Origin of the sequence: Paraburkholderia sp. 40, from assembly GCF_050434105.1 — a bacterium.
Classification (GTDB): domain Bacteria; phylum Pseudomonadota; class Gammaproteobacteria; order Burkholderiales; family Burkholderiaceae; genus Paraburkholderia; species Paraburkholderia tuberum.
This window is the reverse complement of the sequence record NZ_JBNPVY010000004.1, coordinates 2,522,501-2,544,228: the sequence shown is the minus strand read 5'-3', so window position 1 is coordinate 2,544,228 and position 21,728 is coordinate 2,522,501. Positions and strand designations below refer to the sequence as shown.

General features: G+C 64.7%; 22 protein-coding genes (1 of these 22 cut by a window edge). 8 read left to right on the top strand and 14 right to left on the bottom strand.

The window, feature by feature from the left end:
- Positions 1-26 precede the first annotated feature (26 nt).
- On the bottom strand, positions 27-1,121 hold the full coding sequence (ychF, locus tag OKW28_RS33530) for a redox-regulated ATPase YchF (RefSeq protein WP_187616872.1): 1,095 nt from the start codon (positions 1,119-1,121) through the stop codon (positions 27-29).
- A 270-nt stretch (positions 1,122-1,391) separates the two neighbouring features.
- Between ychF and OKW28_RS33525 the strand changes: the two genes are divergently transcribed.
- The 5 genes from OKW28_RS33525 to OKW28_RS33505 all read left to right on the top strand — a co-directional run bounded on the left by OKW28_RS33525 (position 1,392) and on the right by OKW28_RS33505 (position 6,825).
- Complete coding sequence (locus OKW28_RS33525; protein ID WP_429451862.1) at positions 1,392-1,760, top strand: hypothetical protein; 369 nt, start codon at positions 1,392-1,394, stop codon at positions 1,758-1,760.
- Positions 1,761-2,011: 251 nt separating this feature from the next.
- On the top strand, positions 2,012-3,184 hold the full coding sequence (locus OKW28_RS33520; RefSeq protein WP_429451861.1) for a UbiH/UbiF family hydroxylase: 1,173 nt from the start codon (positions 2,012-2,014) through the stop codon (positions 3,182-3,184).
- A gap of 192 nt (positions 3,185-3,376) precedes the next feature.
- Positions 3,377-4,102 carry a DsbC family protein gene (locus tag OKW28_RS33515; RefSeq protein ID WP_429451860.1) on the top strand — a complete coding sequence of 242 codons (726 nt, stop codon included), beginning with the start codon at positions 3,377-3,379 and terminating at the stop codon, positions 4,100-4,102.
- A gap of 144 nt (positions 4,103-4,246) precedes the next feature.
- Complete coding sequence (locus OKW28_RS33510; RefSeq protein WP_429451859.1) at positions 4,247-6,037, top strand: M61 family metallopeptidase; 1,791 nt, start codon at positions 4,247-4,249, stop codon at positions 6,035-6,037.
- Positions 6,038-6,228: 191 nt separating this feature from the next.
- The gene (locus tag OKW28_RS33505; protein WP_018420121.1) at positions 6,229-6,825 is read left to right on the top strand and encodes an FMN-dependent NADH-azoreductase; all 597 of its coding nucleotides are present in this window, start codon (positions 6,229-6,231) and stop codon (positions 6,823-6,825) included.
- Positions 6,826-6,951: 126 nt separating this feature from the next.
- Here the strand turns inward: OKW28_RS33505 and OKW28_RS33500 are convergent, their stop codons facing one another.
- From OKW28_RS33500 to rpe, 8 genes are all read right to left on the bottom strand, one after another.
- On the bottom strand, positions 6,952-7,761 hold the full coding sequence (locus tag OKW28_RS33500; RefSeq protein ID WP_429451858.1) for a uracil-DNA glycosylase: 810 nt from the start codon (positions 7,759-7,761) through the stop codon (positions 6,952-6,954).
- 85 nt (positions 7,762-7,846) lie between these two features.
- Positions 7,847-8,473, bottom strand: a complete 627-nt coding sequence (locus OKW28_RS33495; protein WP_429451857.1) for a CYTH domain-containing protein — start codon at positions 8,471-8,473, stop codon at positions 7,847-7,849.
- Positions 8,474-8,535: 62 nt separating this feature from the next.
- Positions 8,536-9,321, bottom strand: a complete 786-nt coding sequence (trpC, locus tag OKW28_RS33490) for an indole-3-glycerol phosphate synthase TrpC (protein WP_429451856.1) — start codon at positions 9,319-9,321, stop codon at positions 8,536-8,538.
- Positions 9,322-9,339: 18 nt separating this feature from the next.
- Positions 9,340-10,371 carry an anthranilate phosphoribosyltransferase gene (trpD, locus tag OKW28_RS33485; protein ID WP_429451855.1) on the bottom strand — a complete coding sequence of 344 codons (1,032 nt, stop codon included), beginning with the start codon at positions 10,369-10,371 and terminating at the stop codon, positions 9,340-9,342.
- 18 nt (positions 10,372-10,389) lie between these two features.
- Complete coding sequence (locus OKW28_RS33480; RefSeq protein WP_429451854.1) at positions 10,390-11,007, bottom strand: aminodeoxychorismate/anthranilate synthase component II; 618 nt, start codon at positions 11,005-11,007, stop codon at positions 10,390-10,392.
- A gap of 13 nt (positions 11,008-11,020) precedes the next feature.
- Positions 11,021-12,514, bottom strand: a complete 1,494-nt coding sequence (trpE, locus tag OKW28_RS33475) for an anthranilate synthase component I (RefSeq protein WP_429451853.1) — start codon at positions 12,512-12,514, stop codon at positions 11,021-11,023.
- A 376-nt stretch (positions 12,515-12,890) separates the two neighbouring features.
- On the bottom strand, positions 12,891-13,607 hold the full coding sequence (locus OKW28_RS33470) for a phosphoglycolate phosphatase (protein WP_429451852.1): 717 nt from the start codon (positions 13,605-13,607) through the stop codon (positions 12,891-12,893).
- A gap of 13 nt (positions 13,608-13,620) precedes the next feature.
- Entirely contained in the window at positions 13,621-14,304 is a 684-nt protein-coding gene (gene rpe, locus OKW28_RS33465) for a ribulose-phosphate 3-epimerase (RefSeq protein ID WP_429451851.1), read from the bottom strand.
- A gap of 328 nt (positions 14,305-14,632) precedes the next feature.
- On the opposite strand from rpe, the gene apaG reads away from it, so the two are divergent.
- Positions 14,633-15,007: a Co2+/Mg2+ efflux protein ApaG gene (apaG, locus tag OKW28_RS33460; RefSeq protein ID WP_429451850.1), complete on the top strand. Its 375-nt coding sequence runs from the start codon at positions 14,633-14,635 to the stop codon at positions 15,005-15,007.
- Positions 15,008-15,152: 145 nt separating this feature from the next.
- Here the strand turns inward: apaG and OKW28_RS33455 are convergent, their stop codons facing one another.
- Complete coding sequence (locus OKW28_RS33455) at positions 15,153-15,314, bottom strand: hypothetical protein (RefSeq protein ID WP_176078910.1); 162 nt, start codon at positions 15,312-15,314, stop codon at positions 15,153-15,155.
- Positions 15,315-15,342: 28 nt separating this feature from the next.
- On the opposite strand from OKW28_RS33455, the gene mltA reads away from it, so the two are divergent.
- Positions 15,343-16,461, top strand: a complete 1,119-nt coding sequence (gene mltA, locus OKW28_RS33450; RefSeq protein ID WP_429451849.1) for a murein transglycosylase A — start codon at positions 15,343-15,345, stop codon at positions 16,459-16,461.
- 187 nt (positions 16,462-16,648) lie between these two features.
- On the opposite strand, the gene paaK is transcribed toward mltA, so the two are convergent.
- The 4 genes from paaK to paaN all read right to left on the bottom strand — a co-directional run bounded on the left by paaK (position 16,649) and on the right by paaN (position 21,187).
- Positions 16,649-17,953, bottom strand: coding sequence for a phenylacetate--CoA ligase PaaK (paaK, locus tag OKW28_RS33445; protein ID WP_429451848.1), 1,305 nt, complete (start codon positions 17,951-17,953; stop codon positions 16,649-16,651).
- Between the two features lie 112 nt (positions 17,954-18,065).
- Positions 18,066-18,527, bottom strand: a complete 462-nt coding sequence (paaI, locus tag OKW28_RS33440; protein WP_429451847.1) for a hydroxyphenylacetyl-CoA thioesterase PaaI — start codon at positions 18,525-18,527, stop codon at positions 18,066-18,068.
- A gap of 1 nt (position 18,528) precedes the next feature.
- Positions 18,529-19,320, bottom strand: coding sequence for a 2-(1,2-epoxy-1,2-dihydrophenyl)acetyl-CoA isomerase PaaG (gene paaG / locus OKW28_RS33435; protein ID WP_429451846.1), 792 nt, complete (start codon positions 19,318-19,320; stop codon positions 18,529-18,531).
- Positions 19,321-19,486: 166 nt separating this feature from the next.
- Positions 19,487-21,187 (bottom strand): phenylacetic acid degradation protein PaaN, encoded by a 1,701-nt coding sequence (paaN, locus tag OKW28_RS33430; RefSeq protein WP_429451844.1) that lies wholly within the window; start codon positions 21,185-21,187, stop codon positions 19,487-19,489.
- Between the two features lie 135 nt (positions 21,188-21,322).
- On the opposite strand from paaN, the gene OKW28_RS33425 reads away from it, so the two are divergent.
- Positions 21,323-21,728, top strand: partial view of an enoyl-CoA hydratase gene (locus OKW28_RS33425; protein WP_184036005.1) — the 5' portion only. Its footprint extends 371 nt past the window's final position; the window shows 406 of its 777 coding nt (coding positions 1-406); it begins with the start codon at positions 21,323-21,325; its stop codon lies off the right edge, out of view.

The window sequence follows — 21,728 nt, the reverse complement described above, 5'->3', positions numbered from 1 at the left end:
GCAGCGCAGTTTGCGCTGCTTCGCGCCTACACGTTGAACAAAAAGTTCATCACGTCGCCATCATGCACGACGTACTCCTTGCCTTCCGCGCGCATCTTGCCGGCTTCCTTCGCGCCTTGTTCACCCTTGTAGGCGATGTAGTCGTCGAAGCTGATCGTCTGCGCGCGAATGAAGCCGCGCTCGAAGTCGGTGTGGATCGCGCCGGCCGCCTTCGGCGCCGTGTCGCCGACGTGGATCGTCCACGCGCGCACTTCCTTCACGCCGGCCGTGAAGTAGGTCTGCAGGCCGAGCAGCTTGAAGCCCGCGCGGATCACGCGGTTCAAGCCCGGCTCATGCATGCCCATGTCGGCGAGGAAGACTTCCATGTCGGCTTCGTCGAGGTCGGCGATTTCCGCTTCGACTGCCGCGCACACGGCCACGACCGGCGCGCCTTCAGCAGCCGCGAACTTCGTGATCGCGTCCAGGTGCGGGTTGTTCTCGAAGCCGTTTTCCTTCACGTTGGCGACGTACATCGTCGGCTTGGCGGTGATCAGGCAGAACGGCTTGAGCGTAGCCTTTTCTTCATCGGTCAGATCGAGCGCGCGGACCGGCTTCGCCTGGTCGAGCTGCGCGCGGACCTTCTCCAGCACCGCCGCGTTCTTCGCGGCTTCCTTGTCGTTACCCGACTTGGCCGCTTTGGAATAGCGCGCGAGCGCCTTCTCGACGGTGGCGAGGTCGGCAAGCGCGAGCTCGGTGTTGATCACCTCGATGTCCGACAGCGGATCGATCTTGTTCGCGACGTGAATCACGTTGTCGTCTTCGAAGCAGCGCACGACGTGCGTGATTGCGTCGGTTTCGCGGATATTCGCGAGGAACTGGTTGCCGAGGCCTTCGCCCTTGCTCGCGCCGGCCACCAGACCGGCGATGTCGACGAACTCGACCACGGCCGGCAGGATGCGCTCCGGCTTGACGATTTCGGCGAGCGCCTTCAGCCGCGCGTCCGGCACCTCGACGATGCCGACGTTCGGCTCGATCGTGCAGAACGGATAGTTTTCGGCGGCGATGCCCGCCTTGGTCAGCGCGTTGAACAGGGTGGACTTGCCGACGTTGGGCAGGCCGACGATGCCGCATTTGAGGCTCATGGAAATCCTTCAGTGAATCAGTAGGTTGCGTGATGCGCTCGACGCTGCGCGCGGATTCGGAAAGCCTTCGCGCAAGGTGGGGCGCGGCAGGCTCAGCGGAGCGGACAAGACACCGAATCGGGGCGTTGGCTCGACGATTGAGTGCGAGTTTTCACGGAAAGCGCAATTGTAACCCGTTCGCCCGCGCGGACCCGCCGGCGCATTGGCGCGAAGCCACTGTAGAATCGTCAGTTCAGAGCCGGCAGAGCTCAATATTTCCGGGGGAGCAGCGTGGGAATCATCAGATGGGTTGGGATCGGCGTCGTCGCCGCGGTCGTGGTGGGCTCGGTCGCGACATGGGTCGCGCCGAATTTCGACGAAGCGCAGGCCACCACGGACCGGCAGACCATCGATTGTTTGACGACCCACCTGTCGCACGAAGATCACGCCGACATCGCGCGGTTCGCCGATAAGAACGACTACGACTCGCTATGGCGCGTGTTCGACCGCGTGTTCCCCGACTGCGCGGTACGCAGCGATCAGCGCGATCGCAAGGCGGAGCTCGAGGCGGCCGCGTGGCGCAACCTCTCGTCCGATCGCGACTTCATGCGCATGCGCGAGGCGAACGCGGCGCTCGCGGCAAGCGCCGCGACGCATTAGCACGACGCATCGAGGGCACGACGCATCGAGGCCGCGCGGCCACCGGCCCGGGACTCAAATGCGCGTGGCCGCCAACGCATGAAGTGTGGGTTGCGCGAGCGGTCGGCATCAGACTCGCACAGTCCCGCCGACAACCTCAGGCTCTGACCCCACACACCATGTCCGGCACGAGCCCGCGAGGCCCCGCGCACAGAGCCAACGGCCGCGCCCGTCGATCCGTCCCCCGCAACCCCCGCGGCTATAATGCGCGCATGAACGCACACCACCAGACCTTTGATGCCGCCGTGATCGGCGGCGGGCTCGTCGGCAAGACCGCGGCGCTCGCGCTCACGCAAGCCGGACTGCGCGTCGCACTGCTCGCGCAGCCTTGCGCGGCGCTGCCCGCCGGTGCTGTCTTCGACTCGCGCGTCTATGCGTTGTCGTCGAGTTCGCAGGCCTTGCTCGAACGGCTGCGGGTCTGGCAGGCGCTCGATCACACACGGCTAGGTCCCGTCTACGACATGCGCGTCTACGGCGACGCGCACGCCGAGCTGCATTTCTCGGCGTTTCAGGCATCGGTACCGCAGCTTGCGTGGATCGTCGAGTCGTCGGTGATCGAGCGCGCGCTCGATGCCGCGCTGCGCTTCCAGCCGAACCTCACGTGGATCGACACGCGCGCGCAGGCGCTCGATTTCTCCGTCGACAACGCGAGCGTCGGCCTCGCGAACGGCAGCGTGCTCGAAGCGGATCTGGTAGTCGGCGCTGACGGCGCGCACTCGTGGGTGCGCGCGCAGATCGGCTCGAAGATGGTGCGCCGCGACTACAGACAGATCGGTGTGGTCGCCAATTTCAAGGCTGCGAAGCCGCACGGCGAAACCGCGTATCAGTGGTTCCGCGACGGCGAGATCATCGCGTTACTGCCGATGCCGGACGGCCACGTGTCGCTGGTCTGGTCGGCCCGCACCGAACACGCCGAGCAGTTGCTCGCGCTCGATCCCGAGCGGCTCGCCGCCGAAGTCGAGCACGTGAGCGGTGAACAGTTCGGTGCGCTCGACTGCATGACGCCCGCGCAGGGCTTCCCGCTCGCGTTGCAGACCGTGGACCGGCTCGTCGCCCCACGGGTCGCGCTGGTCGGCGATGCCGCACATCTGATCCATCCGTTGGCAGGACAGGGCATGAACCTGGGCTTGCGCGACGTCGCCGCGCTCGCGAGCACGATCGGCGGCAAGGAGTCGTTCCGCGATCTCGGCGACATGGTGCTGCTGCGTCGCTACGAACGCGCGCGCCGCGAAGACATTCGCGCGCTGATGATCGCCACCGACGGCCTGCAGAAACTGTTCTCGGTGCCCGGTCCGCTCGCGCGCGCCGTGCGCAATACCGGCATGGCGTTCGTCGGCGCGCAGCCATTCATCAAGCGCTGGCTCGTGTCGGCCGCGCTGGGGTAAACCGCAACGAGGCGTCGGGCGGATAGCCGATGGCCGGTCACCGGCGCCCGGGACAGGTATCATGACCGGATCGAAGCGCTGCGATCCGCCCCTTATCCGACCCCCGATCGAACCTGATCGAGCCTGATTGAACAGATAGGCGGCCGGAACGTAAAAAACGCGCAGGTGCGCGACTGACTCCAGGACTCAAGCATGAAAAAGACCTTCCGCATCGCCGCCGCCGCGCTCGCGATCGGTGCCGCTACGCTCGGCTGCTCGGCGCAGGCCGACCAGACCACCGACAAGCTCAAAGCCACGCTGCAAACGCGTCTGTCCGACGTGACGATCAAGGGCGTGTCGAAGTCGCCGATTGCGGGCCTGTACGAAGTAAACCTCGGCACGCAGATCATCTACAGCGATGCGAGCGGCGACTACCTGATGCTCGGCGACATGGTGGACTCGAAGACGCGCAAGAATCTGACCGAGGCACGCCTGTCGGAAACCAACCGCATCGACTTCGCGAGCCTGCCGTTCGGCAACGCGGTGAAGGTCGTGCGCGGCAACGGCGCGCGCAAGATCGCGGTGTTCTCCGATCCGAACTGCCCGTACTGCAAGCAGCTCGAAAAAACGCTGCTGTCGATCGACAACGTGACGGTCTACACGTTCCTGTACCCGGTGCTGTCGCCCGATTCGACGGCCAAGTCGAAGTCGATCTGGTGCTCGGCCGATCGCGCGAAGGCGTGGGAATCGTGGATGCAGGACCGTCAGGCGCCGACCGCCGCCGCCACCTGCGACACCGCCGCGATCGACAAGAACCTCGCGCTCGGCCGTTCGATGAACGTCGAAGGCACGCCGACGGTGTTTCTCGCCGACGGTCGCCGCCTGCCCGGCGCGGTGCCGGCAGATCGGCTCGACAAGGAACTGTCGGCCGTGCACTGAACAGCGCGCTGGCCACAGCGCCACGCACGCCCTGGGCGCGCAACAGATGCAACGTTCAAACTGAAGGAGGCGCACGCAGCGCCTCCTTTCGCATCGAGCCCCGAACTTCCCGCCTCACTCTCCTGACACTCCCAAGCGCCGCCGATGAAGCCGATCCGCTACACCATCGTTCCGGGTAACCCCGCCGCCCACCTGTTCGAAGTCACCGTGACCGTCGCCGATCCCGATCTGGCCGGCCAGCGTTTCATGCTGCCGGTGTGGATTCCGGGCAGCTACATGGTGCGCGAGTTCGCGCGCAACATCGTCACACTGCGCGCGGTGAACGACGCGGGCCGCAAGGTGCGCGTCGAGAAGATCGACAAGCACACGTGGCAGGCCGCGCCGGTCAAGGGAGCCTTGACGCTGCGCTACGAGGTGTACGCATGGGACCTGTCGGTGCGCGCCGCGCATCTGGACGACACGATCGGCTTTTTCAACGGCACCAGCGTGTTCCTGTCGCCGCTCGGCCATGAGGACGCGCAGTGCGTGGTCGATATCCAGAAGCCGCAGGGCGCCGCGTATCGCGGCTGGCGCGTCGCGACCGCGCTGCCGGAAGCGCGCGGCACGAAGCGCTACGGTTTCGGCGAATACCGCGCGCAGAACTACGACGAATTGATCGACCATCCTGTGACGCTCGGGGAATTCGCGCTCGCGACGTTCAAGGCGCACGGCGTGCCGCACGACGTCGTGATCGGCGGTCGCGCGATCGGGCTCGATATGGAGCGTCTCTGCAAGGACCTGAAGCGCATCTGCGAAGCGCAAATCGCGTTGTTCGAACCGAAGTCGAAGAAGGCGCCGGTCGAGCGGTACGTGTTCATGACGCAGGCTGTCACCGACGGTTACGGCGGGCTCGAGCATCGCGCGTCGACTGCGCTGATCTGCAATCGCACCGATCTGCCGGTGCAGGGCCGCGAGCCGATGAGCGAGGGCTACCGGACCTATCTCGGTCTGTGCAGCCACGAGTATTTCCACACGTGGAATGTGAAGCGGATCAAGCCGGCCGTGTTCGCGCCGTATGACCTCGGCGTCGAAAACTACACGTCGATGCTGTGGCTGTTCGAGGGCTTCACGTCGTATTACGACGACCTGATTCTCGTACGCAGCGGCGTGATCTCGCAGGACGACTATTTCGGCCTGGTTGGCAAGGTGATCGGCGGGGTGCAGCGCGGCAGCGGGCGCCTCAAGCAGAGCGCCGCCGAAAGCTCGTTCGATGCGTGGGTCAAGTACTACCGGCAGGACGAGAACGCGCCGAACGCGATCGTCAGCTATTACACGAAGGGCTCGCTGATCGCGCTCGCCTTCGACCTGACGATCCGCGCGCAGACCGGCAACCAGAAATCGCTCGACGACGTGATGCGTCTGCTGTGGAAGCGCTTCGGCCGTGACTTTTATCGAGGCAAGCCGGTCGGCGTCGACGAAAGCGAGATCGAGGCGATTTTCGAGGAAGCTAGCGGCGCGCAACTGGCCGAACTGTTCGCCGAGGGCGTGCGCGGCACGCGCGATCTGCCGCTCGACGCGCTGCTCGCGCCGTTCGGCGTGGCGCTCGCGCCGGACGTCGACAAAAACGGCAAGCCGTCGCTCGGCGTGCGGCTACGCGGCGGCGCGGATTGCGCGCTCGCGACCGTGCACGAGGGCAGCGCCGCGCAGAAGGCGGGTCTCTCCGCGGGCGACGTGCTGATCGCGATCGATGGTCTGCGCGTGACCGGCGGGAATATCGATGCTCTGCTGACGCGCTATCAGCCGGGTGCGAAGGTCGAGGTGCACGCGTTCCGCCGCGACGAGCTGCGGGTCACGCAGGTGAATCTCGACGGTCCCGAAGTGGCGCGCTACAAGCTCACGGTCAGCGATCACCGTCCCGCCGCGCGCAAAGCCCTTGAGCGCTGGCTGACGAAGTGATCGGCGTGGTGGTGGGCCGCACCGGGCGGTCCACCGATCGTCGCCTGTCCCGTCGTCAATCGGCGGAGGAGGGCGGTTGATTGTTCTATCCATGCAACAATCCTTCGCCGCCGGACGGCTTTTTCGCCGGCCGGTAAAAAAACACAATGACTTCACTCGCGCAACACTGCGCGCCCCTACTGGAGTCAACCATGACCACGATCCTGCAAATCAACTCGGCAGCCCGTTCGCAAGGCGCGAACTCGACGCTTCTCGTCAACGAGCTGACTGAAAAGCTGCAACAGTCGAATCCGGGCGCGCAAGTCGTCGTCCGTAATCTGCAAGCCGAACCGCTGCCGCACCTCGACGACGCCGTGCTCGGCGCGTTCTTCACGCCGGCCGACCAGCGCACCCCGGAACAGGCCGCGATCGCCGCACGCAGCGAAGCGCTGATCGCCGAACTGCAAGCGGCCGACGTCATCGTGATCGGTGCGCCGATGTATAACTTCGGCATCTCGTCGCAACTGAAGACGTACTTCGACTTCATCGCACGTGCGGGCATCACGTTCCGTTACACCGCGAACGGCCCGGAAGGCCTCGTGACGGGCAAGAAGGTCCACGTCGTGTCGGCGCGCGGCGGCAAGTATCTCGGCACGCCGAACGATAGCCAGACGCCGTACCTGAAGAGCTTCCTCGGCTTCCTCGGCATGACCGACGTGAATTTCATCTACGCCGAAGGCCTGAACTTGGGCCCGGACGCCGCGAACGCCGCGCTGAGCTCGGCACGCGAAGCGATCGCCGCGGTTTAAGCGGGTTTGTCCTGCCGCATTGCGCCGCTTCGATGCGGCGCGAGCGATGAAAAGAATAACGCCACGGATGGGTTCACCCTCCGTGGCGTTTTCGTTGTGTATCGCAATCTTCTGACGACGACGCTCTCACGCAAGCATTTGCGCGTCGTCCGGTAGACGCCAGTCGATCGGCTGCCGGCCGTGCTGCAACAGATATTCGTTCGCCTTCGCGAAATGCCCGCAACCGAGAAAGCCGCGATGCGCGGACAGCGGCGACGGATGCGGCGCCTCCAGCACATAGTGCGACTTGCCGCCGAGTAGCGCGCGCTTCGCCTGCGCATGCGCGCCCCACAGCATGAAGACGAGGTTCTGATGCCGCGTCGCGAGTTCGTGGATCAGCGTGTCGGTACATTTCTCCCAGCCGCGTTTCGCGTGGCTTGCGGCGCTGTCGCGCTCGACGGTCAGCACCGTGTTCAGCAGCAGCACGCCCTGTTTGGCCCAGCTGTCGAGGCAACCGTGCGGCGGCGTCTGGTGACCGAGACTCGCGGCGATTTCCTTGAAGATGTTGCGCAGCGACGGTGGCGGCCGCACGTGCGGCGCGACCGAAAACGCGAGGCCGTGCGCCTGCGGCGTGCCGCGGTCTTCGCCGTGGTATGGGTCCTGGCCTAGGATTACGACCTTCACTTCGTCGGGGCTCGTCAGGCGGAGCGCGCGGAACACGTCGGCCGGATAGATCGTTTTGCCCGCGGCACGCTCACCGTCGACGAAGCGGCACAGCGGCGCGTAGGTGTCGCTGTCGATGAAGGGCTTCAGATGCGCGCGCCAGGCCGCGGGTAGCGCGGCGAATTGTGCTTCGAGCGTGGGCGGGGCGGCGGTGGGGGCGGCGGAGGCGGGCGCGACATCGTCGAACAAGGATGCCTGCGGCAAACTGGAGCGGGTGCGGGAAGCGGAGGTCATGGCGGGGAAGTGTCGCAGCAAACGCGGACTAGCTCAAGTTGCGGCAAGCGAGCGCATGAGGTGCCGCGGGTTTCGGGCAACACGCTCACCCGGCGCGCAACCGATACCCGCGCTGCGCCTTGCTGATGTCATCCGGCGCGAGGCCGGCAATCCGTTTGCCGAGTTCGGCGGCGAGCGTGTGAAGTGCCGCTTCGTCGCCCGATTTCAGTTCGAGCTCGATCTCCGAGATCGGCGCGCGGCGGGCTTCATCGTCGACTTCGGCAAGCACGTCACCCTGATCGATCGCCGCCTCGATCTGAGCGCCGTCGGAGTCGAGCAGCCATAGCGTGCGTGTGAAATTGGTATGGAACAGCTCGATCAGCACAGGCGCGGCCTGTTTCAGTGCATCCGCGGCGGCGGGTTCGTCGCAAGCGCTCAGCAACGATTCGATTTCGAGTTTCGCGCCCGCGACCGGCAATTCCCATTCGTGCCGGCTATGCAAGCCGTTCGTCGCCGTGCCGACCGTCTTGAAGGTCTGCAGCCAGCCGTCTGGGGTCTGCCGTAGACGCAGCGCGCTCTTTGACGACGCCAGCGTCAACTGCGGCGTATCGAAGTAAATGTTCACGAGCTTGATCGCGCGTCCGTTCTTGCCGGCGCGCGCGGCGAACCACTGCGTCGCCGCCTGCACCTGCGAAGCCGGCAGCGCCAGCTTGATTTCGCGTTCCATGCCCATGCTGGGTGTCCTTGTTGCGTGGATTTCTCTGCGCCCGATACGCCGATACGTCGATACGATGCTCAGAAAAACATCCGTGCAAGTTCCACGCCCGGCTCGTCCGCGCGCATGAACGCTTCGCCGACGAGGAAGGTATGCACGTTCCGCGCGCGCATGCGCTCGACGTCGTCGCGCGACAGGATGCCCGATTCGGTCACGACGATGCGATCGTCGGGAATCGCGTCGAGCATGCCGAGCGTCGTGTCGAGCGAGGTTTCGAAAGTGCGCAGATTGCGGTTGTTGATGCCGATCAGTGGCGTCTTCAGCGTCAGCGCTTCGTTGAGTTCATCGCTGTCGTGCACTTCGACGAGCACCGCGAGACCCAGCGAATGCGCGAGCGCTTCGAGGTCCTGCATCTCGGCGGTTTCGAGCGCGGCGGCGATCAGCAGGATCGCGTCGGCCCCCATCGCACGTGCTTCGACCACCTGATACGGATCGACGATGAAGTCCTTGCGTATCACCGGCAACTGGCACGCGGCGCGCGCTTGCTGCAGATAAACGACGCTGCCCTGGAAGAACTGCACGTCGGTCAGCACGGACAGACACGCCGCGCCGTGCTTCTCGTACGAACGCGCGATGTCGGCCGGCACGAAGTGCTCGCGCAGCACGCCCTTCGACGGGCTCGCCTTCTTCACTTCGGAGATCACCGCGGCGAGACCCGCCGTGTGCTTGGCGCGCAATGCGCCGACGAAGTCGCGGAGATCGCGCGAAGACGCTTCGAGCCGCAGTTCTTCGAGTGGCACGCTTTGCTCGGCCGCCCGGACTTCTTCGCGTTTGACCGCGATGATGCGGTCGAGGATGTCGCTCATAAATGTCTCGCTACGTGATTACTGCTTGAATTGCTGGGTGAAGCGCACCAGTTCGTCGACCTTCGCGCGTGCCTTGCCGCTCGCGATCGCCTCGCGCGCGAGCTCGATGCCGTCCGCGATCGTGGCCGCGACGTTCGCCGAATAGAGTGCCGTGCCGGCGTTCAGCGTGACGATTTCCCGCGCGACGCCGGGCTTGTTGCTGAGCGCGTCGAGCAGCATGACCTTCGACTCGCCCGCGTCGGCGACTTTGAGCGTGCGGTTCGACACCATCTGCATGCCGAAGTCTTCCGGATGGATCTCGTACTCGCGGATCTCGCCGTCGCGCAACTCGCCGACCAGCGTGGCGCCGCCGAGCGACACTTCGTCCATGCCGTCCATCCCGTACACGACGAGCACGTGCCTGGCGCCGAGGCGCTGCATCACGCGCACCTGAATGCCGACGAGGTCGGGGTGAAACACGCCCATCAGCTGATTCGGCGCGCCGGCCGGATTGGTGAGCGGCCCGAGGATATTGAAGATCGTGCGGATGCCGAGTTCCCGGCGTACCGGCGCGACGTTTTTCATCGCCGGATGATGGTTCGGCGCGAACATGAAGCCCATGCCCGTTTCCGCAATCGATGCCGCGACCTGCTCTGGTTGCAGATCGATGTTGACGCCGAGCGCTTCGAGCACGTCCGCGCTGCCCGACTTGCTCGATACGCCGCGATTGCCGTGCTTTGCGACCTTCGCGCCCGCCGCGGCCGACACGAACATCGTCGCGGTGGAAATGTTGAACGTGTGCGCGCCGTCGCCGCCGGTGCCGACGATATCGACGAAGTTCGAGTTGTCCGGCACGTCGACGTGCCGGGCAAATTCACGCATCACCGTGGCGGCCGCGGTGATTTCGCCGATGGTCTCTTTTTTGACGCGCAGGCCGGTGATGATCGCCGCCGACATCACGGGCGACAGCTCACCGCGCATGATGAGGCGCATCAGGTGCAGCATTTCGTCGTGAAAAATCTCGCGGTGCTCGATGGTCCGCTGCAAGGCTTCCTGGGGCGTAATGGACATGATCTCGTCTCCCTTGTGTCAGGCATTGCGGGACGCCGCGTGATTCGAGGCCTTGACGGCGACGGCGAGCTTCGACTGCTTGACGAAGTTTTCGAGCAGCGCGTGGCCGTGTTCGGACAGGATCGATTCCGGGTGGAACTGCACGCCTTCCACGGCCAGTTCCTTGTGGCGCACGCCCATGATTTCGCCGTCTTCAGTCCAGGCCGATACTTCGAGGCAGTCGGGCAGCGATTCGCGTTCGATCGCGAGCGAGTGGTAGCGCGTCACCGTGAAATGCTTCGGCAGGTCCGCGAATACGCCCTTGCAGTCGGTTTCGATCGTGCTGACCTTGCCATGCATGATGGTCTGCGCGCGCACGACGCGGCCGCCGAACGCCTCGCCGATCGCCTGATGGCCGAGGCACACGCCGAGAATCGGCGTCTTGCCGGCGAATTCGCGAAGCACGTCGAGCGTGATGCCCGCGTGCTGCGGGTTGCTCGGGCCCGGCGACAGGCAGATGCGCTCTGGGTTCAGCTTCGCGATTTCGTCGAGCGTGATTTCGTCGTTGCGGTAGGTGCGCACGTCTTCGCCGAGTTCGCCGAAGTACTGCACCAGGTTGTAGGTGAACGAGTCGTAGTTGTCGATCATGAGCAGCATGGTGTGTCTCCGGTCAGAAGTCGCTATCGAGGCCGTCCTGGACCTGCTCGGCCGCGCGCATCACCGCGCGTGCCTTGTTCTCGGTCTCCTGCCATTCGGATTCCGGCACCGAATCGGCGACCACGCCCGCGGCCGCCTGCACATACAGATTGCCGTTCGCGATCACGCCGGTGCGGATCGTAATGGCCAGATCCATCTCGCCGGTGAACGACAGATAGCCGACCGCCCCGCCGTACAGGCCGCGCTTGACGGGCTCGAGCTCGTCGATCAGTTCCATCGCGCGGACCTTCGGCGCGCCCGACAGCGTGCCGGCCGGGAAGGTGGCGCGCAGCACGTCGAAATTGGTCATGTCGTTCTTGAGCTTGCCTTCGACCGAGCTGACGATGTGCTGCACGTGCGAGTACTTCTCGATCACCATCTTGTCGGTCACGACCACCGAGCCGATCTGCGCGATGCGGCCGACGTCGTTGCGCGCGAGGTCGATCAGCATCACATGCTCGGCGATTTCCTTCGGATCGTTCAGCAGCTCGGTCGCGAGCGCGGTATCGCGCTCGGGCGTGTTGCCGCGCGGACGGGTGCCGGCGAGCGGGCGGATCGTGACGATACGGTCCTCGCCGCGCTTTTCCTGGCGCACCAGAATCTCCGGCGACGCGCCGACCACGTGGAAGTCGCCGAAGTTGTAGTAGTACATGTACGGCGACGGATTCAGCGAGCGCAGCGCGCGATACAGCGACAGCGGATTGTCGCGGTACGGCTTGATCAGGCGCTGGCCGACTTGCACCTGCATCAGTTCGCCGGCGGCGATGTATTCCTTCGCCTTGCGCACGGCGGCCAGGTAATCGTCTTTCGCGAATTCGCGGTAGATCTCGGTGCGCACGCTGGCCGACACAAGAGGCGGCTCGACGGTGACGCGCAGCCGCTGGCGCAGTTCGCGCAGACGGTGCTTCGCTTTCGTGTACGCCTCGGCCTGGGTCGGGTCCGCGTAGACCACCAGATAGAGCTTGCCCGCGAGGTTGTCGATGACGGCGACTTCCTCGGTCAGCAGCAGTTGGATGTCGGGCAGATTGAGGTCGTCTTTCGGCGCGCTGTGCGCGAGCTTCTTCTCGATGTAGCGCACGGCGTCATAGCCGAAATAGCCGGCGAGACCGCCCGTGAAGCGCGGCAGCCCCGGGCGTTGCGCGACCTTGAAGCGCGCCTGGAACTGCTGGATGAACGCGAGCGGATCGCCGTCGTGCGTCTCGACGACCTTGCCGTCGCGGACCACTTCCGACACGCCGTTGCGCGTGCGCATGAGAGTCCGCGCCGGCAGGCCGATGAACGAATAACGCCCGAAGCGTTCGCCGCCGACCACCGACTCCAGCAGGAACGAGTTCGCGCCGTTGCGCTCGGTCTGCGCGAGCTTCAGGTACAGCGACAGCGGCGTCTCGAGGTCGGCGAGCGCTTCGGCGATCAGCGGGATGCGGTTGAAACCCTCGTTGGCGAGGGACTGGAATTCGAGTTCGGTCATGTTCCGATCCTGTACGGTGGTCCGGCGGCAGCAAGCGTCGGGCAAAGCGGGGCTAAGCGCCTCCGGTCAGGGCGTGGGTCGACGTTCTCGACACAATGATACCGACCGGCGCGGGTCTTCCATCGGCGCGTGCGAGCGGTGCGGGTGAGCAACGGTACCTTGCGGGTACGCGCAGGCTCAATCAGCCGATGCAGCTGCGCAAAAACAGATCGATGGAAAAAGCGCGTGAGCGCAGCGAAGTAAAAAACGGTTGCCGAAGACGAGCTTCAGCGTACCTCAGGCGAGGTTAGCGCGACCAGCGACGCCAGGGCCAGGCTCCCCGGTCGATGCTAATCAGACTCCGTTTTTTATTCAGAAACATGAGGATGAAGGACTGTTAAGTCGTGGATTGATGCGCTGCGATCGCCCCGGCGGCGTCGAGCAGCGAGGCAACTATACCATCGGATTTTATCGTTTGTATAGCTTGGCCGTGGTTGTACCCGTAGGGCACGGTCAGCGTCGCCATGCCGGCCGCGCGGCCCGCCAGCGCGTCGTTTTCCGAGTCGCCGATCGCCACCGTGGCGCTCGGTTCGACGCCGAGTTGCGCGGCGGCGGTCAGCATCGGAAGCGGGTCTGGTTTCTTTTTCGCGAGACTGTCGCCGCCGAGCACGACGCTGAAATACGGTGCAAGCCGGTACTGCTGCAGCAATTCGAGCGCGAAGCGGTGCGGCTTGTTGGTCACGCAGGCGAGCTTCAGGCCCGCGTCGCGCAGCGCGCGCAGACCGGCCTCGACGTCTGGATAAAGCCGCGTGTGCACGCCGTTGATCTTCGCGTACTCGGCCTGATAGATCGCGAGCGCTTCGTCGAAGCGCTCTTGCGCGTGCTCGGCTTCGAAGCGCGGCGCAAGCACGCTGCGGATCAGATGCTCCGAACCCTTGCCGACATAGCCGATCACTTCCTCGCGCGTCGTTTCCTCCGCGTCGAGCTGAGCGAGCATACCGTTCACGCCGGCGGTGAAGTCGTCGGCCGTGTCGATCATCGTGCCGTCGAGGTCGATGATCGCGGCTTCGAGGCGCGGGCCGGTAAACGTCGGGGCGGGATACGGAGTGGTCATGAGGCGCTGGTTTTTAACGCTGGACGGTCGCGAGGGCGGCGCGCATCTTGTCGATCACGACCTTGTGATCGGGCTGGCCGAAGATCGCCGAGCCGGCCACGAACGTGTCCGCGCCGGCCGCCGCGATTTCCGCGATGTTGTCGACCTTCACGCCGCCGTCCACTTCGAGGTGGATGTCGCGGCCGGTGCGCTCGGTGTACGCGTCGATGCGTTTGCGCGCTTCGCGCAGCTTGTTGAGCGCCTCGGGGATGAACGACTGGCCGCCGAAGCCCGGGTTCACCGACATGATCAGCACGAGGTCGACCTTGTCCATCACATGATCGAGATAGTTCAGCGACGTCGCCGGATTGAACACGAGGCCGGCCTTGCAGCCGTGGTCGCGGATCAGTGACAGCGTGCGGTCGATGTGATCCGACGCTTCCGGGTGAAAGCTGATCAGGTTCGCGCTGGCTTTCGCGAAGTCCGGCACGATGCGGTCGACGGGACGCACCATCAGGTGCACGTCGATTGGCACGTCCACGTGCGGGCGGATCGCTTCGCATACGAGCGGGCCGATGGTCAGGTTCGGCACGTAGTGGTTGTCCATCACGTCGAAGTGGATCCAGTCGGCGCCGGCGGCGACGACGTTGCGGACTTCTTCGCCCAGGCGGGCGAAGTCGGCGGAGAGAATGCTGGGGGCGATGCGAAATTGCGTCATGACAGGGGGCCGATGCAAGCGGGAAAGCGCCATTTTACCGGTTTTGCGCGTGCAGACCGGGGTGCTGGCCGCGGTTGGCGTGGCGGAATCGCGCGATGAAACTTTGCAAAGTGCCGGCGCAAAAACGACATGGAGACTGGGCGCGGCAAAGCAGCCGTGTCCCAACGTCTTAGACACTGCTGGCCGAAAGGCGTATCCGGTTGCGGCCATGCCGCGCATCAAGCAGAATGCCATTCCATGAGCGCCGCATCGCCGCTGCACCCGCAGACCATTGGCGTTCGGGCCTTCCACGATTTTTCACAGCCCGTTTGATCAGATCGGAATCAGGATGAGCCAGTACGAATTCAGCGTCTCGGCGCAGGTGCACTACCTGCCTGAAGAATCGGACCCGGAGCGTCGCCAGTACGCCTTTGCCTACACGCTGACCATCCGTAACACCGGCCAGGTGCCCGCACAGTTGATCGCGCGTCACTGGATCATCACCGACAGCGAAAACACCGTCCAGGAAGTCAAAGGCCTGGGCGTGGTCGGTCATCAGCCGCTGCTCAAGCCGGGCGAGCATTTCGAATACACGAGTTGGGCAGTGATCGGGACGCCGGTCGGCACGATGCGCGGCGATTACTTCTGCGTGGCGGAGGATGGTGAGCGCTTCGAGGCGCCGGTGCCGGAGTTCGTGTTGCGCATGCCGCGAACGTTGCATTGAACCGGCGCGGTGTTGCGCGGTCGTTAACGAGTTCGTATCGGCGCGCGGCGCAGCGGGCAGTTGAGTGGGTGGTTGGATGAGCGCTCAGACGAGCGCTTGATGCACGAGGGGTTGCGCGGTTCTGTATGCAACCCGCCGGCCAGGGTCACTGCGGCTTTTGCTGTTGGGACCGTTCCGCCGGCTTGGCACGTCTCGCTTTTTTCTTGCCAGACGACGTCCACACAACGATAAAGACGAGCAGGAACAGCGCGAGCAGCGATTCCAGCGCGAAGATGAGCATCGGGTATTCGTCGAACAAATCAGACATGGCGGTTTCCATCAAGAACGAACATTGTATGCGTTTTGTCCGCCGAGCCGGCGCGTGGGTCGGTGCATTGTCGGTTGCGGTGTTGCTTGCCTCCTGCGGTGGCGGCGGCGCGCTCCGGCCTTCGCCGCCGAGCGGCGCGGCGATCATCCCCGGCCAGATCGCGTCGTCGCGCTTGACCGCGGTTGCGTGGCAGCAGGTGCCGGGCTGGCAGGACGACTCGCTGATCGGCGCGACGGCCGCGTTGCGGCAAAACTGCACGAGGCTCGCGCGTCAGCCGAACTGGTCGCGTGCATGCGCGGCCGCCGCGCAAATCGACGATCTCGACGTCACCAGCGCGCGCGCCTTCTTCGAAGCCTACTTCACGCCGTTCCAACTCGCGAATAGCGACGGCACGCTCGACGGTCTGGTCACCGGTTACTACGAGCCCCTGCTGCGGGGCTCGCGCACGCGGCATGGGGTATATCAGACCGCGCTGTACCGCTGGCCCGCCGGCTATCGCGCGGGGGCGCCGTTGCCGGCGCGCGCGCAGCTCGAACGCTCGGGCGCGCTCAGCGGCAACGAACTCGTGTGGGTCGACGATCCGATCGAAGCATTCTTTTTGCAGGTGCAGGGCTCCGGGCGCATCGTGATGGAAGACGGCAGTGTGATGCGCGTCGGCTTTGGCGGTACCAATAATCAGCCGTACAAGTCGATCGGGCGCTGGCTGCTCGATCATGGCGAGATCACGCCCGCGCAGGCGACGATGCAGGGCATCAAGGCATGGGCACGCGCGAATCCGACGCGCGTCGATGGATTGCTCGACACCAATCCGCGCTTCGTGTTTTTTCGCGAGATGCCGTCGGCCGAAACTATGCCGAGCGGTGGCGCGGACGGTCCGATCGGCGCGCTCGGCGTGCCGCTGACGCCGGAGCGCTCGATTGCGGTCGACCCGAGCGCGATTCCGCTCGGCACGCCGGTGTTCCTGCAGACCACACGGCCGCTGACGAACTCGCCGATGAACCGCCTCGTGTTCGCGCAGGACACGGGCACCGCGATCAAAGGCGGCGTGCGCGCCGACTACTTCTGGGGCCTCGGCGACGATGCCGGTGATCTGGCTGGCAAGATGAAGCAGGGTGGCCGGATGTGGTTGCTGCTGCCGAATTCGTGAGGCGGTGGGGCGCAGGCGGAAGCGTGACTGCCGTTTGAGTTACAGCGGTTTTCGGGAGGCGGGTTGGAGGCTGCCGCGAAGCCGTTAATAGAAGTCGTGGAAATCGGCGTCACGTTTGGATCAGGATCCGTGCGTGACGCCGTTTTTGTTGGGCTCTTACTCTGCGCATCGCTGCCCGTTGCCTGACTTAGAGCCCCGATCTGCGCTTGTCGACCACCCGCCGCGCCTTGCCCACCGAGCGCTCGATCCCATTCACGGCCAGCACGTTCACCACCGCGCTTACGCCAATCAGCGCCTTGATGTCGTACGCCAGCGCGTTTTTCGCGGTGGTTAGCGCGGAAGTATCCGGCGCGCTTTCGGGGCACGGTTCGACGTTCAGCGTCAGCACGTCGAGCGGCCCTTCCTTCGTCAGTACGATCTGATAGTGCGGCGCGAGCGCGTGCTGCTTGAGCAGCAACTCTTCGATCTGCGTCGGGAACACATTGACGCCACGGACGATCATCATGTCGTCCGAGCGGCCCGTGATTTTTTCCATTCGCCGCATCGCGCGGGCGCTGCCCGGCAGCAGGCGCGTGAGATCGCGCGTGCGGTAGCGGATGATCGGCAGCGCTTCTTTCGTCAGCGACGTGAACACGAGTTCGCCGAGTTCGCCATCGGGCAGCACCTCGCCCGTTTCGGGGTCGATGATCTCGGGATAGAAATGGTCTTCCCAGATCGTCGGGCCGTCTTTGGTCTCGACGCACTCCGAGGCGACGCCCGGGCCCATCACTTCGGAGAGACCGTAGATGTCGACCGCGTCGATGCCCATGCGTTTTTCGATCGCCTCGCGCATTTCGTTGGTCCACGGCTCAGCGCCGAAGATGCCGATGCGCAATGAGCAGCTAGCCGGGTCGATACCCTGGCGCTCGAGTTCGTCGGCGATCGACAGCATGTAGCTCGGTGTCACCATGATGATGTCCGGCCGGAAGTCCTGGATCAGCTGCACCTGCTTTTCGGTCTGACCACCGCCGAACGGAATCACGGTGAGCCCCGCGCGCTCGGCGCCGTAATGCGCGCCGAGGCCGCCCGTGAAGAGGCCGTAGCCGTAGCTCACGTGCACCTTGTCGCCGCGCTTCGCGCCGGCGGCGCGTATCGAACGGGCGACGAGATTCGCCCACGTGTCGATGTCGCGCGCCGTATAGCCGACGACGGTCGGTTTGCCGGTCGTCCCAGACGATGCATGGATTCGCGAAATCTGCTCCTGCGGCACCGCGAACATGCCGAACGGATAGTTGTCGCGGAAATCCTTCTTCGTCGTGAACGGAAAGCGCGCGAGGTCCGCGAGCGACTTGACATCGCCCGGATGAACACCGACTTCGTCGAACTTGCGCCGGTACACCGGCGAATTTTCATACGCATGGGTGAGTGACCATTTGAGCCGTTCAAGTTGGAGCGCGGCGAGCTCGTCGCGGCTGGCGGTCTCGATCGGATCGAGCGGAAGATCGGTGCTCATCGAATGTCTCCTTGCTGCCTCAGTATCTGAGTCTGATATGTAACGCGTTGGCGTCAGAGAGCCACGCAGACAGTCGTCCGCGGGGGCGGCTCTGGCTTGCCGCCGCTCAATGTTAGTCGCCGGTGGGAATCGGCTTGCCCTTGATTTGCGCCGACTTGCCGCGAAACATCGCGACGGTCTCGCCGGCGCGATTCGTGACGCGAATATCGTAGATGCCAGTGCGCCCGCTCGATGTCTGCTCGACCGCTTCGGCGCTCAGCACGTCGCCGCCGTAGACCGGCCGGAGGTATTCGATCGAGCAGCCGGCGGCAACCGTATTGATGTTGTAGGTGTTGCAGGCGAACGCGAAGGTCGAATCGGCGAGCGTGAAGATCAGGCCACCGTGGCAGATCTGATGGCCGTTCAGGAAGTCGTCGCGCACCGCCATGCGCAGCCGCGCATAGCCGGGGCGCACTTCGAGAATATCGAGCCCGAGCGCGCGGCTGCAGGCGTCGTTTTCGTACATCGCGGCAGCTGTCGCGCTGGCGAGTTCGTCGGCAGTCATCTGGTCGGGGCGGGTGGTTTGCGTGGGCATCTCAACGCCCCTCGAAGCGCGGCGCGCGCTTTTCGATAAATGCCTGCACGCCTTCCGCGTAATCGTGCGAGGCGCCTAGTTGGCGCTGCAGGTCACGCTCGAGATCGAGCTGCTGGTCGAGCGTTTGCGTCGTGCCGGCACGCATCGCCTGCTTGATTGCGGCGATCGCGCGCGTCGGTTGCTGGGCAAGCTGGGCCGCGAGTTTTGCCGCGGCCGGAGCCAATTCGGCGTCGTCGAGCGCTTGCCAGATCAAGCCCCAGCTTTCGGCTGTGTCGGCGCTGAGCTTGTCGCCGGTGATCGCGAGGCCGAGCGCGCGTGCCATGCCAACGCGTTGCGGCAGGAACCACGTCCCGCCCGAATCCGGCACGAGGCCGATCTTCACGAACGCTTGGATGAAACTCGCGGAGCGACCTGCGAGCACCAGGTCGCAGGCCAACGCGAGATTGGCGCCCGCGCCGGCGGCCGTGCCGTTGACCGCGGCGATCACCGGAAACGGTAGCGCTTGCAGACGGCGGATCAACGGATTGAAGTATTCATCGATCACGGCGCCGAGGTCGGTCATCGCGCCGGGCGTGAAATCGAGGTCGGCGAGATCCTGGCCGGCGCAGAAGCCGCGTCCCGCGCCGGTGAGCACGAGCGCACGGGTGCCGGACTTTTCGACCTGGTCGAGTGCCGCGCCGAGTTCCTGATGCATCGCGCGCGTGAAGCTGTTGAGCTTGTCCGGGCGGTTCAGCGTGATGGTGGCGACGTGGCTCGATGAGTCGATGTCCAGCCGGATCGCTTCATATGACATGGGGTGTCTCCTCAAACTCTCTTTGGCCGATGGGCACGGTCGCTCGACTAGCGTCGGCGCGTGATGCCGATCCGATGTCTGATGTTAGTCAGAGCGCACGACTCGGTCCATCCGCCGAACGGCATAGGACGAAGTCGTGCGTTGTGCTGAAGCCTTCTTATGCCGTTCAGCCAGCTACCGCGGGCGCCGCTTTCGGTTCAACATGAACGCGGCTTTGAACGACACGGAAGCGATTGGCGACGAAAGCGGCATCGGCAAGCGCGGCATTCGCGGCCGGGTTGGCGCCGGTGCCGTGAAAGTCCGAAAAAGCCGCGGACTGGTTGACAAACACGCCACCGGTCAGGTTGATCGACAGTGCGACGCCGCCGCGAATCGACGCTTCGTGCGCGGCGTCGAGCACGGCGTCGTCCGTGCTGTAGACCGCCAGCGTTAGCGCGCCGTGCTCGGCAGCAATGTCGCCAGCGAGGTCGAGTGACTGCGTGGTCGAGTCCGTCGCGATGACGAACGAGATCGGCCCGAACCATTCTCTCGTGAACTGGGCGCGGTCGGTCGAGGCGTCGAGTTGCAATACGAGCGGTGTGCGCACGCGAGCGCCCGGAAAGGACGGATGGTCGAGCGTCTGGCTCGCGACGAGAACGCGGCCGAGCCCGGCGGCTTCGTCGATGCGCTGCACGACGCCTTCGTTCTGGATCGCGCCGAGCAGTTCGACGGCGCGGGCCGGTTCGGCGACGAGCTTTTGCACCGCGCCGGCAAGCGCCTGGGAGACATCGTCAAAGCTGAGCGTGCCTTCCGCGGTGCGAATGCCGTCTCGCGGTACGTAGATATTTTGCGGCGCGGTGCACATCTGGCCTGAGTACAGCGCCAGCGAGAACGCGATGTTGCGCGCGGCCGCCTTGATGTCGTCGACCGAGTCGATGACGATCTGATTGACGCCAGCTTTTTCGGTGTAGACCTGCGCGTGGTGCGCGTTGCGCTCGAGCCAAGTGCCGTTCTGGGTGCTGCCCGTGAAGTCGATCAGTTTGATCTCGGGGCGCTGGGCCAGTTGCTGGACGAGGGCGCCGTCGTTCGGGGCGGTGGCCAGCAGCGTGACGACGTTCGGATCGAAGCCTGCTTCGCGCAACACGTCACGCGCGATGCGCACGGTCAGCGCGAGCGGCAGGATCGCGCCCGGATGCGGCTTGACGATCACCGTGTTGCCGGTGGCCAGATCGGCGAACAGGCCCGGATAGCCGTTCCACGTCGGGAATGTGCAGCAGCCGAGCACGAGGCCGATGCCGCGCGGCACGACGGTGTAGCGCTTGTGCATCGCGAGCGGCGGGTTTTTGCCTTGCGGCTTTTCCCAGTGCGCGTCGGCGGGAATACGGCGCAGCTGATCCCAGGCATACGCGACCGCTTCGAGCGCGCGGTCCTGCGCGTGTGGGCCGCCTGCCTGGAAGGCCATCATGAACGCCTGACCGGTCGTGTGCATCACGCTGTAGCCGAGCTCGAAGCTGGCGCAATTTAGGCGCGCGAGGATTTCGAGGCTCACGCCGATCCATGCCTGCGGGCCGGCGGCGCGCCAATCGCGTTGCGCCGCGGCAGATGCGGCGATGAGCGTGCTCGGGTCGGCTTTCGGGTAACGCACGCCGAGCTGGAAGCCGAACGGCGAAACCTCTGCGCCGACGGTCTCGTCCGTCGACGGTTGGTCCAGGTCGAACGTTTTGTCTAGAAGCGCCTTGAACGCGGCTTCGCCGTCCGGGTTGGCTGTTTCCCCGTACACTTTCGGACTGGGCATCTCGACGAACGGGCTCCAGTAGCCGCGCGTTTCGAGCGCGGAGAGCGCTTTGTGCAGCGTGTCTTCGTGCTTGGTGAATAGCGGATGTGTCATGGCAAAGAGGCTCGGCTGTACGTTTGGGAAATACCTGTCGAATAATTGACCGACCGGTTGGTTGGTGAATGGTAGCATCACCACGGACGATGCGCGAAGCGTTTTTCGCGTGCGATTAACCCTTATGGAGGCGGCATGGCTTACGAAAACATTCTGGTTGAGACGCGGGGACGGGTCGGACTGATTACGCTCAACCGTCCGAAGGCTCTGAATGCACTGAACGACGCGCTGATGGACGAACTAGGCGCTGCGTTGCGCGAGTTCGACGGCGACGAGTCGATTGGCGCAATCGTCGTGACGGGCAGCGAGAAAGCGTTCGCGGCCGGTGCGGACATCGGGATGATGGCGTCGTACTCCTATATGGATGTCTACAAGGGCGACTACATCACGCGCAATTGGGAAACGGTTCGCTCGATCCGTAAGCCGATCATTGCCGCGGTGGCGGGCTTCGCGCTCGGCGGCGGCTGCGAACTGGCGATGATGTGCGACATCATTTTCGCCGCCGACACGGCGAAGTTCGGTCAACCGGAAATCAAGCTCG

What these genes read in the sequence shown, in the direction of transcription:
- OKW28_RS33470 (WP_429451852.1), bottom strand. Translation starts at nt 13,607, where the DNA reads ATGACCACTCCGTATCCCGCCCCGACGTTTACCGGCCCGCGCCTCGAA.
- OKW28_RS33510 (WP_429451859.1), top strand. Translation starts at nt 4,247, where the DNA reads ATGAAGCCGATCCGCTACACCATCGTTCCGGGTAACCCCGCCGCCCAC.
- paaG (WP_429451846.1), bottom strand. Translation starts at nt 19,320, where the DNA reads ATGTCATATGAAGCGATCCGGCTGGACATCGACTCATCGAGCCACGTC.
- OKW28_RS33505 (WP_018420121.1), top strand. Translation starts at nt 6,229, where the DNA reads ATGACCACGATCCTGCAAATCAACTCGGCAGCCCGTTCGCAAGGCGCG.
- paaI (WP_429451847.1), bottom strand. Translation starts at nt 18,527, where the DNA reads ATGCCCACGCAAACCACCCGCCCCGACCAGATGACTGCCGACGAACTC.
- trpD (WP_429451855.1), bottom strand. Translation starts at nt 10,371, where the DNA reads ATGTCCATTACGCCCCAGGAAGCCTTGCAGCGGACCATCGAGCACCGC.
- mltA (WP_429451849.1), top strand. Translation starts at nt 15,343, where the DNA reads ATGCGTTTTGTCCGCCGAGCCGGCGCGTGGGTCGGTGCATTGTCGGTT.
- OKW28_RS33455 (WP_176078910.1), bottom strand. Translation starts at nt 15,314, where the DNA reads ATGTCTGATTTGTTCGACGAATACCCGATGCTCATCTTCGCGCTGGAA.
- OKW28_RS33480 (WP_429451854.1), bottom strand. Translation starts at nt 11,007, where the DNA reads ATGCTGCTCATGATCGACAACTACGACTCGTTCACCTACAACCTGGTG.
- trpC (WP_429451856.1), bottom strand. Translation starts at nt 9,321, where the DNA reads ATGAGCGACATCCTCGACCGCATCATCGCGGTCAAACGCGAAGAAGTC.
- OKW28_RS33500 (WP_429451858.1), bottom strand. Translation starts at nt 7,761, where the DNA reads ATGACCTCCGCTTCCCGCACCCGCTCCAGTTTGCCGCAGGCATCCTTG.
- paaK (WP_429451848.1), bottom strand. Translation starts at nt 17,953, where the DNA reads ATGAGCACCGATCTTCCGCTCGATCCGATCGAGACCGCCAGCCGCGAC.
- OKW28_RS33495 (WP_429451857.1), bottom strand. Translation starts at nt 8,473, where the DNA reads ATGGGCATGGAACGCGAAATCAAGCTGGCGCTGCCGGCTTCGCAGGTG.
- paaN (WP_429451844.1), bottom strand. Translation starts at nt 21,187, where the DNA reads ATGACACATCCGCTATTCACCAAGCACGAAGACACGCTGCACAAAGCG.
- rpe (WP_429451851.1), bottom strand. Translation starts at nt 14,304, where the DNA reads ATGACGCAATTTCGCATCGCCCCCAGCATTCTCTCCGCCGACTTCGCC.
- OKW28_RS33520 (WP_429451861.1), top strand. Translation starts at nt 2,012, where the DNA reads ATGAACGCACACCACCAGACCTTTGATGCCGCCGTGATCGGCGGCGGG.
- apaG (WP_429451850.1), top strand. Translation starts at nt 14,633, where the DNA reads ATGAGCCAGTACGAATTCAGCGTCTCGGCGCAGGTGCACTACCTGCCT.
- trpE (WP_429451853.1), bottom strand. Translation starts at nt 12,514, where the DNA reads ATGACCGAACTCGAATTCCAGTCCCTCGCCAACGAGGGTTTCAACCGC.
- OKW28_RS33515 (WP_429451860.1), top strand. Translation starts at nt 3,377, where the DNA reads ATGAAAAAGACCTTCCGCATCGCCGCCGCCGCGCTCGCGATCGGTGCC.
- ychF (WP_187616872.1), bottom strand. Translation starts at nt 1,121, where the DNA reads ATGAGCCTCAAATGCGGCATCGTCGGCCTGCCCAACGTCGGCAAGTCC.